This window comes from Campylobacter troglodytis (assembly GCF_006864425.1).
Taxonomy (GTDB): Bacteria; Campylobacterota; Campylobacteria; order Campylobacterales; family Campylobacteraceae; genus Campylobacter_D; species Campylobacter_D troglodytis.
Window position 1 is genome coordinate 1 of record NZ_QHLI01000069.1, and the last position, 12,422, is coordinate 12,422.

The 12,422-nt window shown below is 37.2% G+C and carries 14 protein-coding genes and 1 pseudogene; 11 read left to right on the plus strand and 4 right to left on the minus strand.

Going from position 1 to position 12,422, the window contains the following annotated elements:
- Positions 1 to 916: 916 nt before the first annotated feature.
- The 4 genes from DMC01_RS10980 to DMC01_RS15390 all read right to left on the minus strand — a co-directional run bounded on the left by DMC01_RS10980 (position 917) and on the right by DMC01_RS15390 (position 5,858).
- Positions 917 to 2,155, minus strand: a complete 1,239-nt coding sequence (locus DMC01_RS10980; protein WP_142694257.1) for a glucose-6-phosphate isomerase — start codon at positions 2,153 to 2,155, stop codon at positions 917 to 919.
- Entirely contained in the window at positions 2,149 to 2,973 is an 825-nt protein-coding gene (gene galU / locus DMC01_RS10985) for a UTP--glucose-1-phosphate uridylyltransferase GalU (protein WP_142694258.1), read from the minus strand. Before galU ends, DMC01_RS10980 begins: the two co-directional genes overlap by 7 nt.
- Before the next feature lie 657 nt (positions 2,974 to 3,630).
- Positions 3,631 to 5,166, minus strand: a complete 1,536-nt coding sequence (gene guaA / locus DMC01_RS10990) for a glutamine-hydrolyzing GMP synthase (RefSeq protein ID WP_142694259.1) — start codon at positions 5,164 to 5,166, stop codon at positions 3,631 to 3,633.
- Between the two features lie 494 nt (positions 5,167 to 5,660).
- Positions 5,661 to 5,858: a lipoprotein gene (locus tag DMC01_RS15390; RefSeq protein WP_185908882.1), complete on the minus strand. Its 198-nt coding sequence runs from the start codon at positions 5,856 to 5,858 to the stop codon at positions 5,661 to 5,663.
- On the opposite strand from DMC01_RS15390, the gene DMC01_RS10995 reads away from it, so the two are divergent.
- From DMC01_RS10995 to DMC01_RS11040, 11 genes and pseudogenes are all read left to right on the plus strand, one after another.
- The gene (locus DMC01_RS10995) at positions 5,847 to 6,269 is read left to right on the plus strand and encodes a hypothetical protein (protein ID WP_427846128.1); all 423 of its coding nucleotides are present in this window, start codon (positions 5,847 to 5,849) and stop codon (positions 6,267 to 6,269) included. The two genes, DMC01_RS15390 and DMC01_RS10995, sit on opposite strands and share 12 nt — an antisense overlap.
- Positions 6,256 to 8,295 (plus strand): excinuclease ABC subunit UvrC, encoded by a 2,040-nt coding sequence (gene uvrC / locus DMC01_RS11000; RefSeq protein WP_142694261.1) that lies wholly within the window; start codon positions 6,256 to 6,258, stop codon positions 8,293 to 8,295. The genes DMC01_RS10995 and uvrC overlap by 14 nt, the downstream gene beginning before the upstream one ends.
- Positions 8,296 to 9,089: 794 nt before the next feature.
- Positions 9,090 to 9,389 carry a beta/alpha barrel domain-containing protein gene (locus DMC01_RS11005; protein WP_185908880.1) on the plus strand — a complete coding sequence of 100 codons (300 nt, stop codon included), beginning with the start codon at positions 9,090 to 9,092 and terminating at the stop codon, positions 9,387 to 9,389.
- 103 nt (positions 9,390 to 9,492) lie between these two features.
- Complete coding sequence (locus tag DMC01_RS11010; RefSeq protein WP_142694263.1) at positions 9,493 to 9,786, plus strand: beta/alpha barrel domain-containing protein; 294 nt, start codon at positions 9,493 to 9,495, stop codon at positions 9,784 to 9,786.
- A gap of 539 nt (positions 9,787 to 10,325) precedes the next feature.
- A pseudogene (locus DMC01_RS16840) lies at positions 10,326 to 10,610 on the plus strand (site-specific DNA-methyltransferase); the annotation flags it as partial.
- 198 nt (positions 10,611 to 10,808) lie between these two features.
- Positions 10,809 to 11,126, plus strand: coding sequence for a hypothetical protein (locus DMC01_RS11020; protein WP_142694265.1), 318 nt, complete (start codon positions 10,809 to 10,811; stop codon positions 11,124 to 11,126).
- Positions 11,127 to 11,137: 11 nt separating this feature from the next.
- Positions 11,138 to 11,332, plus strand: a complete 195-nt coding sequence (locus DMC01_RS11025; protein ID WP_142694266.1) for a hypothetical protein — start codon at positions 11,138 to 11,140, stop codon at positions 11,330 to 11,332.
- A gap of 12 nt (positions 11,333 to 11,344) precedes the next feature.
- Positions 11,345 to 11,620: a hypothetical protein gene (locus DMC01_RS11030; RefSeq protein WP_142694267.1), complete on the plus strand. Its 276-nt coding sequence runs from the start codon at positions 11,345 to 11,347 to the stop codon at positions 11,618 to 11,620.
- Positions 11,617 to 11,793, plus strand: coding sequence for a hypothetical protein (locus DMC01_RS13735; RefSeq protein ID WP_185908881.1), 177 nt, complete (start codon positions 11,617 to 11,619; stop codon positions 11,791 to 11,793). Before DMC01_RS11030 ends, DMC01_RS13735 begins: the two co-directional genes overlap by 4 nt.
- Positions 11,780 to 12,154, plus strand: a complete 375-nt coding sequence (locus DMC01_RS11035) for a hypothetical protein (protein ID WP_142694268.1) — start codon at positions 11,780 to 11,782, stop codon at positions 12,152 to 12,154. The genes DMC01_RS13735 and DMC01_RS11035 overlap by 14 nt, the downstream gene beginning before the upstream one ends.
- A gap of 64 nt (positions 12,155 to 12,218) precedes the next feature.
- Positions 12,219 to 12,422 (plus strand): hypothetical protein (locus DMC01_RS11040; RefSeq protein WP_427846129.1); only part of this gene is annotated, 204 nt, incomplete at its 3' end.

Sequence of the window (12,422 nt, forward strand, 5' to 3'; positions counted from 1 at the left end):
TAGTTTTTTAGTTTAAATTGGGCTTGAATTCAAGCAAGATTATTTTTAAATTGTGTTTGAATTCAAGCAAATTTTGCTTTAAATTCAAGCTAAGCTTATCTTTGAATTTAGCTTGAATTCAAGCAAGATTATTTTTAAATTTTGTTTAAATTCAAAGCCTTGTTTAAATTTAAATTGAGCTTGTTTTTAAAATTAGCTTGCATTCAAGCAAACTTTGCTTTAATTCAAGCTAAGTTTATCTTTGAATTTGATTTAAATTCAAAGGGCTTTAAAAGTGCTTTGAATTTAAACAAGCCTTTGTCTTAAATTCAAAAGCCAACTAAACTTGCTGTGAATTTAAAATTTAAAATTGGCTTAAATTCAAAGGCTTGTTTAAATTTAAGTTAAGCTTGTTTTAAATTTGACTTGTCATTTTGAGCTTTTGTAAAAAGCGAAAAGCTCTATACTTGTCATTTTGACCGTAGCGAAAAATCTCTTTTAAATTACTAGATACTTCGCTTGTGCTTTGTTGGTTTAAATTCAAATGCTCGTTTAGCCTTGCTTTGAATTTAATTGAAATTCAAAACCTTGCTACTTAAAAGCTAAAATTATAACACAAAATCTTTTTTTTTTTTTTTTTTTGAAAAAGTGAGGAAAAGTGGGAAAAAGGTTGGAAAAAATTTGAGCTAAGCTTGAAAAAGTTGAATTTAAGATTTAGATTGAAGGCTTGAAGTTAAGGGATTGAAGTCTTTTTATTTTAAACTCTACAAAGCACCTTAAAACCAAATACAACTGAAAAGCAAGTTCTTTAAATCTTTTAAATTAAACTCTTTCTTTGAGGATTTTTGCTAAGTTAAGCTGAATTTAAAAGGTTTAAATCTCACTAAAATTCAAAGCAAGGTTAAGCACTAAGGCCACACAAAGCAAAAAAGCTAGCTTATGGCTTTAAGATTTTTTTAAGCATTAGCTTTCCTATCTCAACGCCCGGTTGGTCGTAGGTATTGATACCAAGCATTATCCCACAAGCTGAGGTAAAAAGCTCGTAATGATACATCAAATACCCTGCGTGCCAAGCATCAAGCCTGTCAAGTTCTATCAAATCCACGCTTAAATTCTCAGCCCTTAAAGCCTGCAAGGTCGCATCGCACTGCGCGTTTAAAAGGCTGTGTAAGCTCACCCCATTTGCAAAATCGCATTCTTCTAAAAAGGGCAGATTTAAATTTGGCACCTCCAAAGAGTTTTTTGTCAAATTTTCAACATTTAACACCTTTAAAAAGGTAATTGTCTTGTCTTTTGGTCCCTCCATTATGAGCTGTAAGAAGCTGTGCTGGTCCCTTGCACCGATGAGTGCGATAGGCGTAAGCCCTACTCGTTTGTAGCCTTGCTTTTTGCCAAGGCTTTCAGCGATGAGTTGCACAAACCATTCATTAAAGCCCTTAAAGGCGTCTGCGTAGCTAAAAAGCACATTTGTGTGTGCGTTTTTGTGGGTGCAGTAATGATAAGCCTTTTGTAAAATTTCATCCTTTTTGTGTGTAAAAAAGTCATCAAAACAAGCCCTAGCACCCTCTAAAAGTGCCTTTGCGTTATAGCCACAAATGACAAGTGGCACTACGCCTATGGCTGAAAGCACGCTAAAACGTCCTCCCACATTTTGCGGTATGAAAAAGCTATGAATTTTAAGCTTAATGCCTAGCTGATGAAGCTTTGAGCCCTCATCTGTGATAAAAATCACATAGTTTTTTAGCTCATTTTCTTTTAGCTTAAAATGTGAAATTATTAGCTTAAATAGCGACACCACCTCGATAGTAGTTCCTGTCTTGCTTGAAATGATAAAAAGTGTGTCCTTTAAACTAAGCTTACTCATAGTCTGCGTAAAGGTGTGTGCTGAGGTGTTATCGATGATGAAAAGCTCTCTATCGCCACTTTTTTCATCACATAAAAAGTCTTTTAAAGCCTTTACACCGCAGCTTGATCCGCCCATTCCTATGAGTAGCACATTTTTTATGTGGCTTTTATCCTTGATGAAATCCTCGCTTTGTTTGATTAAATCAAGTGAGCTGTCCATAAGATGATAATAACCCACCTCCCCACTCATCCGCTCATCATTCATCCGGTTAGCATAAGCTGAGATAATGCCTAGCTCTTCTTTTTCAAAAAATAAACTGTGTTTTAGCATAAACTTTTCTTGTAAAAATAATTTGTCGCTTCCACAAAGCCATCCACAGAGCCGCAGTCAAAGCGTTTGCCCTTGAATTTATAGGCTAAGACCATTCCGTTTGTAGCTTGTGCTAAAAGTGCGTCAGTTAGCTGCACCTCGCCGTTTTTGCCCGCCTTTGTGTTTTGCAAAATGCCAAAAATATCAGGCGTTAAAATGTAGCGACCTATGATGGCAAGATTGCTTGGTGCTTCTTTTATGCTAGGCTTTTCTATCATTGAACTTACCATTATAAGCTCATCCTCAACAGCATTACCCGCGATAACGCCGTAGTTTGAAACCTGTTCTTTTGGCACTTCCATTACCGCAACTATGGTGCAGCGGTATTTCTCATAAATCTTTACCATTTGAGACATAACGCCTATGCCCTCCTCATTTACACACAAATCATCGGCGAGTATCACCCCAAAAGCTTCATCTTGCACAAGTGCCTTGCTTTTAAGCACAGCATCTCCAAGCCCTCGCATTTCATTTTGGCGTGTAAAGGTAAAGGTGCAGCGGTTTATAAGCGTGCGAATTTCAGAAAGCAAATACTCTTTTTTAGAACCTGCTATTTGGTGTTCTAGCTCGTAGCTTATGTCAAAATAATCCTCCAAAGCCCTTTTTCCCCGCCCTGTTACAAAGCCCATAGTATCCATACCTGCTTCTAATGCCTCATCAACCCCATAATGAATCAAGGGCTTTGTGAGTATGGGTAGCATTTCTTTGGGAAGCGTCTTTGTGGCTGGCAAAAAGCGAGTGCCATAGCCCGCAGCTGGGAAAATACAAGTTTGAAGCATAGTTTGTCCTTTTTGGCTTGAATTTAAAGCCTTTAAATGTCCTTAGATTTAAAGATATGAGGCTTGAAATTTGCAAATTATAGCAAAAAATTTTAATCATATACAGAACACAGGTTACAGAAGATGGATTGTGAAAATTCAAAGAGCTTGTGAATTTTTTGAACAAAATATTATAAGGCTTTGTATCTTGAGTGGATTTTTGTTTCGTATTCTTGCAACTGCGTAGTAGAAAGGTTTGCGTGAGTTTTAGGGTGCGAATAGTTTAATGTAGCTTGAAGTAAAAAAACGGTAGCGGCTTTTGCCTTGCTTAGCGTTTGTAAAAGAGTTATAAACAAACTCCCATGTTTAGCTGATTACAAAGAATAAGCAAAACAAAAATCCTACAAAAAAGCTAAAATTCAAATAAAGCGTGAATTTTTTTGAACGAAATATGGCAAGGTTTTGTATCTTGAGTGGATTTTTGGCTTGCTAGCAAAATGAAACAAGGCTAGGTAATGAAACCTGCCGCAGTTTCATTTTTGTGAAACCTTCTCACCAACGAGTTGCAAGCTCTAAGCAAAACAAAAAAGCCACCAAAAGATAGTGCCTTAAACTAGCAAGCTTAGCAAGAATTTGTCGCTGCAAGGCAAGATACAAGCTGCTACAAAGTCGTTAAAATCACTCCCACTCAATGGTAGCTGGTGGCTTTGAGCTTATGTCATACACCACGCGGTTGATGCCCGCAACCTCGTTGATAATCCTACGGCTCACATTTTCAAGCAGCTCGTAAGGCAAATGAGAAAAACTTGCAGTCATTCCATCGCTTGCATCTACTACGCGAACGCAAATGGCATTTTCATAGGTGCGATTATCGCCCATAACGCCAACACTTTTGACATTTAAAAGCACGCAAAAGGCTTGCCAGCTTTTATCATACCAGCCCGAGCTTTTAAGCTCTTCTTGCAAGATGACATCAGCACTTCGCAGTAGCTTTAAGCTAGGCTCATTCACCTCGCCCATTATGCGTATGGCAAGGCCTGGTCCTGGAAAAGGGTGGCGAAAAACAAGCTCTTTACTAAGTCCAAGCTCAAGCCCCAAAGCCCTCACCTCGTCCTTGAAAATCTCTTTTAAGGGCTCAATTAGCTCTAAGTTCATCTTTTTAGGAAGTCCGCCGACATTGTGGTGCGATTTTATGGTCTTGCTAGCCCCAACGACAGAGCTTTCAATGATGTCTGTATAAAGTGTGCCTTGGGCTAGATATTTTACACCCTTGTGCTTTTTGGCTTCCTTTTCAAAGACCTCTATGAAGGTTTTGCCTATGATTTTTCGTTTTTTTTCAGGATCAACTACCCCTTTTAGCCTTTTCAAAAAGGTTTTGCTCGCGTCAATGCTGATTAAATCAATATCTAGCTTGTGTTTAAAGGCAGTTTCTACTTGCTTTCTTTCATCTTGTCTTAAAAGCCCATTATCAACAAAGACGGCTACAAGCCTCTCGCTGATAGCATTTGCCAAAAGTGCAGCTACTACGCTACTATCTACGCCCCCACTTACCGCACATAGCACCTTGTCCTTGCCAACTTGCTCCCTAATAGCTATGCTTTGAGACTTTGCAAAGCTTCCCATATTCCAAGTGCTCTCACACCCGCAGATAAATTTGGCGAAATTTTTAAGTATATTTGAGCCAAACTCGCTGTGTTGCACCTCGGGGTGAAACTGCAAGGCATAAATGCCCTTTTTTGCATTTGCAAAGGCACAAAGGGGCGAATTTTCGCTATTTGCCAACACTTCAAAGCCACTTGGCAAACTCTCAACCCTATCTCCGTGGCTCATCCACACGGTTTGCCTCTTTGGTAGGTCTTTAAAAAGGGGGTTTTGGCTTTGAATTTCAATGCTAGCCCTGCCATACTCTCTTTCTTTGGCTCGCACAACCTCAGCCTTAAAATGATGAGCCATTAACTGCATACCATAACAAATGCCAAGCACCGGTAAGCCAAGCTCAAACACCCCCTCATCGCAAAAATAGGCGTTTTTTTCATACACACTAGCAGGTCCTCCGCTTAAAATGATGCCCTTTGGGGATTTTGCCTGAATTGTTGCTAGTGCTACATTAAAGGGCAAGATTTCAGCGAAAACGCCTTCCTCTCTTAAACGGCGCGCGATGAGCTGGGTGTATTGAGAGCCAAAGTCTAGGATTAGGATACTGTCTTTTTTCATTTTGTGCCTTTGTGAGTGGCTGAATTTGCGAAGTTTGCGTGGAATTTGCCCTAAATCTTGTCAAATTCTAGCCACGGTTTAAATGCGTGAATTCTACGGTAATTTTTTAAACGCAAGGAAGTTGAGGATTTGAATTTTTGTTTTTGAAATTTGTAAAAATTCAAAGAATGTGGCTGAATTTGTCTTAAAATTGCAAGATAAACTTACAAAGCCTAAAAAGAAAGCGTGGCTAAATTTGCCCTAAAATTTGCAAAATGAAATTGCAAGGCTTAAAAAGAAAATCTAGCTGAATTTGCCTGAATTTTGCGAAAATTCAACAAAACCTGCCTTAACTTTGCAAACATTCAACAAAAATGCAGCTTGAATTCAACTTAAATTCAGCTTCAACTCAGCTTGAATTTAAATTCAAGCCTCCACGCAAAAACAATTATTTAACAAAAAATTCAACTTGAATTCAAAAAATTCAGCCTCATACCAAAAAGCCCCACAAAAAGCTACCATCTATTAAGCTTTTTGTAAGGTATGACCTCTATCACAGAGCCGTTATTATCAAGCACTGCATAGCTAGGATCGCCTTTGTTTCCACAGCCAAGAAGCATTAAACAAAAAAGTGCTATAATGACAGTATGAAAAAGAGTATGAAAAAGCTTAAAACAACGACAGCCATCATTGCCGAACTTATGAAACAGCATAGTTATGCCCCCCTTAAAAAGCTACTTTTTGCTAGAGATTTTTTGCTTTTGATGAATCCTGCTCATCAAGCCCTAATCTCAAAGGTCTTTATCAAAAAAGATATTTTAATGATACTTGTTAAACACCCAGCTGCTTACCAAGAATTAAAACACGATGATACCAAAAAACACATTAAATATCTAATCAAAATCTACGCAAGGCAAAATCCTTTGAGCGAATTTGACAAGATAAAAGAGCTTAAAATCTTTACAGATAGGCACTTTGTCCCACCCATACAAAAAATAGAAAAAAAGCAAAAAACCAGCTTTTTAGAGCTTTCAAAGGGGGAGTTTAAAAATTCTTTTAAAGACGAGAGCTTATTTAATAAATTTGAAGAAATCCGCCAAGCAATAAAAAATGAAAAAAGCTAAAAATTCAACCCTTGTGGCAAATTCGAGCGAAAAAAAACAAGCCTTAAATTCAACAAGCAAGGCAAAAAATTCAGCTCCAAAAACAAATTTAAGTGAAAACAACTCAGCCTTAAATTCAGCATTCAAAGCAAATTCAAGCGAAAAAAATTCGCCTTCAAATTTAAATTCAGCCTCAATAGCGAAAAATTCAAAAAATTCAGCCCCTCAAACGCAAAATTTGCTTGGAGCCGTGAATTTTCCATCAAATTTGCTTAATGAGCTTAAAAATTTGCCAGAAAAACCCGGTGTTTATCAGTATTTTAATGCCTCGCACCGCCTTTTATATGTGGGTAAGGCAAAGAATTTGCGCCACAGGGTGCGAAGTTACTTTGTTTTTTCGCCAAAACTTGCCCCAAATCCTAGAAATTCCTTACGCATAGCCAAGATGCTAGCTGAGTGCTCGCATTTAGAATTTATCACAACCCACTCAGAAGCCGATGCTCTCATACTTGAAAACTCCTTCATCAAGCAGTTACACCCAAAATACAACATTTTACTAAGAGATGACAAGACCTATCCATACATTTATGTGAATTTAAGCGAGGATTATCCGCGTTTTGAAATTACGAGAAAAATCATCAAGGGGGCTAAAATTCGCTATTTTGGACCCTTTTTCAAGGGGGCAAAAGAGCTTTTAAATGCCCTTTATCTAAGCTTTAAATTGAAGCAAAAAAAATCTTGCAAAAAGGCTTGTATCTTTCATCAAATAGCTCGTTGTGAGGCTGTGTGCGAAAATAAAATTACCCCCACCCAGTATGCAAAGATAGTAACAAACGCCACAAATGCCTTGCTAAATCCAGCTCTTTTGCTTAAAAATTTAGAAAGCAAAATGAAACTTTACGCGGCAAATGAAAACTACGAAGAAGCTGCTAAGATGCGTGATATGCTAGCTACGATTAGGGATTTACAGGTGAAAATTCACATAGATTTAGCCAAATTAGAGGATTTTACAGTCTTTGCCTTTGCGAATGAGGGGGGGCTACTTGCCCTAGTGCGTTTTGTCATACAAAATGGCAAGATCATAAGCTCAAATCACAAAGTTTTCACCCTCAAAGATGAATTTGATAAGAACGAGGGCTATAAACAGGTGATTTTAGAGGCTTTTGGAGTGGATGAGTTGGCACTTTTTACTCAAATTTATGTGATGGAGGACTTTGAGGATAGGATTTTGGTGCAAGAGCTGCTTAATAAAAGATTTAATAAAAAATTTAGCATAAAGGTAGCCAAGATAGGCGAAAAGAGGCGAATTTGCGAGCTAGCCCACACGAATGCCTTGCAACACATTAAAAATGCCAAAAATGATAATTTCGAGCTTTTAAAAGAGCTTCAAACATATTTTGAGCTTGAAAATCTGCCGCAAAGCATTGAAATCTTTGATAATTCTCACTTACAAGGGGTAGCAACCGTTGGTGCTATGGTAGCTTTCAAAGAGAACGAGTTTTACAAAGCCTCTTACAGACGCTATCATTTGCACTTTGGAAATGAATTTGAGCAAATGAAAGAGCTTTTAACTAGAAGGGCAAAGGACTTTGACAAGCTAGCAGCCCCTGATTTATGGCTCATTGATGGGGGGGCTACCTTGTTAAAGCTAGCAAAAGAGGTGATTGAAAGCAGCGGGGCAAATGTAGATGTCCTTGCCATAGCCAAGGAAAAGATAAATGCCAAGGCTCACCGTGCTAAAGGCGGTGCAAGGGACATCTTGCATTCTATTAAGGGCAGCTTTACCCTTGCTACAAGCGATAAAAAGCTTTTGTTTTTGCAAAAACTCAGGGACGAGGCTCACCGCTTTGCTCTTAGTTTTCACAAAAACACAAAGAAAAAAGCTGATTTGCAAAGCTCAAAACTAAAAAATTTAGGGCTAACAGAGGGGCAAATAGCCAAGCTTTTGAGCTATTTTGGTAGCTTTGAGGGCATTTACAAGGCTGGTTTTGATGAGCTTAAAAATGCCACAAATTCAAGTGTGGCAGATAAACTTAAAGGACTTTGATTTTTATAGGCTACAAGGAAGTATTGATTTTAGATAAAATGTCATATTTGTCACTCCCAGCGTGTGCCAAGAATCCACGAATTTATGGAGAAATGCCTTAAATTGAGGGCTTCTTCGCCCATAGGCTTAAAATGGCAAATCAATAACTTTCTTAAAAAAGAGCCTTTTTTATAATAAGCCACATTAAAATTTACACTAAGAACTTTGATAAAAATTCAAATGAAAAAAGCTTAGAATGGTTTTTTGCTAGGGTTTTAACAAGGAATAATAAGATTATTTTAAAAAGAACAAGGGCTTATGTCAAGCATTAAAAATTTGCTTAAAATATTAACTAAAAATAAATTTAACATTAACAAATTTATGCATTAACCTAAACAAGGTTCATCATTAATCTTAGCTGCTATGGATTTTAAAATTCACAAAAACACTAAAAATTTAGGCTTTTAAAAGCTAAAATTCACAAAAATACTCAAAATTCAAGTGAAAATTATACACAACTTGAATTTGTCGTCAAATTAAATTATTCGTAATGTTAAAATTCACAAAATTCATTCACAGCACAAAGAAAATGTGGACGAAAGCGTGAATTTTTTAATAAAGCTACAAAAAATTCACGGAATTTTGTCATTGCGAGCCTGCGGGCGAAGAATCCAAGAATAGAAAAACGCCTAAATTTATGAAATCGGTATGACTAAGTGAGGCTAAAATTCACGCCTTTAAACGCTAAAAATTCACAAAAACCAAATAAACAAGGAAAAACAATGTGTCATTTTAGCGACAACTAGTTTATAGCCTTGCTTAAACAAGATCTGCCCTTTTTGGATAATACTAGCTTTGGGCTTGACATTTCAGGCTTTGCGAGCGTGAATTTTTACCCCAAAAATGATGAAATTGTGCTTTGTGGGCTTGATGAGTGTGTGAGACTTGCTAAAATTTTAGGGCTTGAAAGTGAAATTTTTGCAAAAGATAGAGAGAAAATTGAGCCAAAAAGCGTGTTTTTAAGACTAAATGGCAAGGCAACAAACCTTTTAAAAGTGGTAAAAACTATGCAAAAACTGCTTGAAAATGCTAGTTCTTTGGCGACTTACACATGAGCTATGCTTGAAAATGCAAGGTTGCAAAATGAAAACATAGCCTTACTTGGCACTCGCAAAACTATGCCTTATGCGAAAAAACTCTTGCTAAAAGCCCTAATTTGTGGGGGTGGCTTATAGATATGGGTTAAACGGTAGCATTTTGGTGTTTAAAGAGCATAGAATGCTTTGCAAGGACTTTGAAAAGGAGCTTGCAAGGCTTAAAAAAGCCTACAAAGAGCATAAAATCATAATTGAGGTAGAAAATGCCGATGAAGCACACTATTTTGCCGCACTTGGAGCGGACATTTTGCAATGCGAACGCTTTTTTTGTAAGGCTTTGAGCAAACTTGTAAAAGAGATAAAAGCCAATTTTCCGCACATTTTACTCTCAGCCACAGAGGGTGTGAATAAATAAAACATGGCTAATTTCGCAAAAAACAGAAGTTGTTATGCTTGTCTTAACGGCTATGTATAGGGCAAGGATTTGAGATATAAAGGTTGAATTTGTGAAAGATTAGGGATTTGGCGTGAATTTAGGGCTTAATGAAAACAAAGTTATAAACTTAGGCTATGAATTTTCTAACTTTTGCTAAAACACTAAATCAAAATTTAAGGTAGGTAAATGGACTATGGCATTTTACGAGAAGTTAGAAAGCCTTTGTTTGGGCGTGAAAATCAAGGATTTTCATCAATGCTACAAAAAGCGGTTTTAACAATCTTTTAGGCATTAAAAGCGAGTATTTTGACGAGGTAAAAAAGAGATTTGAAGCGAAAATCCAAGAGCTTTTTGACGAAACTACAAAGCAAGGCATAAGCTCTTATAAAAACGAGCTTTCAACTATAATGCAAAGTGCAAATGCCGAGAAAAACACACCCTTAAATTCAACGCAAAGCACCGACAAAGACACATTTTCAAGCCTTGCCAAAAACATAAATGCCGAGAAAAACGAGCTTTACAACAAGCTCTACACCTTTTTGACAGCAAACGACACAGGCATGCCCTTTTTTACCGATACGCCTATGTATAAAAATATCTACGCCAAGATTTATAGCAACTCAAAAGATGCCGCCCTTTTTTACAAAACCCAAAATCTCTACTATGTAAAAAGCGACACGGTTTATCAAAGCCTTGTTTTGCAAGGCAGTGACGAGAAATTTAGCATATTTTTTGACGCAAGTGAATATAAGCAAAATGCGGATAATGTCAAAAACAAGGTGATTTTTAAGCTTGAAAGCGTAGGAAATTTGCAAAATGGCGAAAATTCTTCTCATATTGAGCGTAGCGACCCAGCGGGTTGCGAGGCGGTAGCCGAAGCAAAAATATCTCAAAAAAAGGGTAGAGATTCTTCGCTTGTCTAGCGACAAGCTCAGAATGACAACGCAAGGAAAAATTCACAAAATTCTACCCACCCCACCCAATGGGTTGCAAGCCAAGCGTTGCAAAACCCCCTCCGCACGGCAGGGGCTTTAAAAGGCGAGTCCTCCGCAAGGGATGGGGCTTTATCGCTTAGCCAAAGCCCACAAATTCAAATCATCATAAAAGTAAGCAAGCAAAAAGATTTATTTCCAAATTTATCTAGTGTTTTTAAGCTAAATTCAAATGAATTTAGCGATGAGTTTATAAAGGCATTGACACAAAGTGGTGTGCTTGAGCCCAAAGAAAACGACATAAACACCCTAAAAAAGCTCTTTGCAAGCTATAAAAGGCAAAATGAAACCTACTTTTCATACACAAAAATGCGGGCGAGTTTTTAGACAAAATCGGCGTGAGTTATAATGAAAACGAAAGCCGAGACAGGTGCTATATCAAAAGTGCAGATTTAATTGCACTTGAAAAGCGTTTAAATGAGCAAGAGTTTGACGAACACGAGCTTTACAACATAAGGGCTTTAATTGATATAGCTAAAAATTCAAGTTACGCAAAGAGAAAAGACGGGTGCGTAATGGTTGAATGGTATTGAAAGGGGGCGAAAATGGAAATCGAAAAGACGAACAAGCACCTAAACATAACGGCTAGAATTCGTTATGGCGACATTAGCGAGGTAAAAAGTTTTATGGCGATTAAAACTTTTAAAAGCTTTATTGAAAAGTGCGGAGGAGAAAATCCTGAAATAAATTTAAGAATGCGGGACTTGTCGCAAACAAATTTAAGCGACAAAGCAAAATTTTATGTCTGTAATGTTGCATTTTTGGACGATGAGAGCAAAAAACTTGCCTTAAAATACCTTGAAGCAAAGGGGATAAAATGAAAGAGTTAATCGAAATATCTTGCTATGACAAGCAAAACGCCTACAAAGGCGGTATAGAAGTTGTAGGCAGGAAAAAGACTGAGGATTTAATAGATGAGATTTTAAGTGTAGCCGATGAAAATGTGCTTTACTGCACCATCGAAGTTAAGGGGGTTTTAAATGAAAGCCTTTAACAACATAGCCTTTAATAAAATAGATGAGGCGAACACACTTGGAAAATCAGCCCTTAACAAAGCCTTTTTAAAGCACTTTGTAGAGGCTAGAATTCTAGGATACAATGCAAACAAAAAGTTAGTATTTTTCTTTGAAAAGCCTGAAAATGTGAAGTGTTTTACAGAGCGTAAAGAGCAAATCAAAGAAAAATTAAGGGGCGAATACAAAAAGAACTTCGCACTTTACAAAGAGCAGAATTTCATTTTCTACGACATCGAGGCGAAAACAGCTGATGAAAGACTGCACCGCACAAAAGAAGAAGAGCAGATTTTAGAAAGGGGAAATAGCCAAAGCTATTTTAGACAAACACAAAGCCTTTAAAGTAGCCTAAACGCAAAGTTTAGGTTATATAATCTCACTCTTAAATTATCTTAAAGGATTAACAATGCTATACACAAGGAATGGTGTAATATATCTATGCCTAAAAAATGCCGATAAAAGACTTCGTTTTAGCACAGGGCTAAAAGATAGCCCACAAGCAAGGGATTTTATAGAGCAAAATTCAAGGCTTTTTGTAGAAAACAAGCCCAAAGCCTTACAAGAATTTTACGCTTTGAAAAATGCGAATTTTACCCTAGATTTTAAAGAC

Excerpts from the sequence above, each read along its gene's own strand:
- DMC01_RS11035 (WP_142694268.1), top strand. The coding sequence starts at position 11,780 with ATGAAAGCCTTTAACAACATAGCCTTTAATAAAATAGATGAGGCGAAC.
- guaA (WP_142694259.1), bottom strand. The coding sequence starts at position 5,166 with ATGAAAAAAGACAGTATCCTAATCCTAGACTTTGGCTCTCAATACACC.
- DMC01_RS10980 (WP_142694257.1), bottom strand. The coding sequence starts at position 2,155 with ATGCTAAAACACAGTTTATTTTTTGAAAAAGAAGAGCTAGGCATTATC.
- galU (WP_142694258.1), bottom strand. The coding sequence starts at position 2,973 with ATGCTTCAAACTTGTATTTTCCCAGCTGCGGGCTATGGCACTCGCTTT.
- DMC01_RS15390 (WP_185908882.1), bottom strand. The coding sequence starts at position 5,858 with ATGCTGTTTCATAAGTTCGGCAATGATGGCTGTCGTTGTTTTAAGCTT.
- uvrC (WP_142694261.1), top strand. The coding sequence starts at position 6,256 with ATGAAAAAAGCTAAAAATTCAACCCTTGTGGCAAATTCGAGCGAAAAA.
- DMC01_RS13735 (WP_185908881.1), top strand. The coding sequence starts at position 11,617 with ATGAAAGAGTTAATCGAAATATCTTGCTATGACAAGCAAAACGCCTAC.
- DMC01_RS10995 (WP_427846128.1), top strand. The coding sequence starts at position 5,847 with ATGAAACAGCATAGTTATGCCCCCCTTAAAAAGCTACTTTTTGCTAGA.
- DMC01_RS11030 (WP_142694267.1), top strand. The coding sequence starts at position 11,345 with ATGGAAATCGAAAAGACGAACAAGCACCTAAACATAACGGCTAGAATT.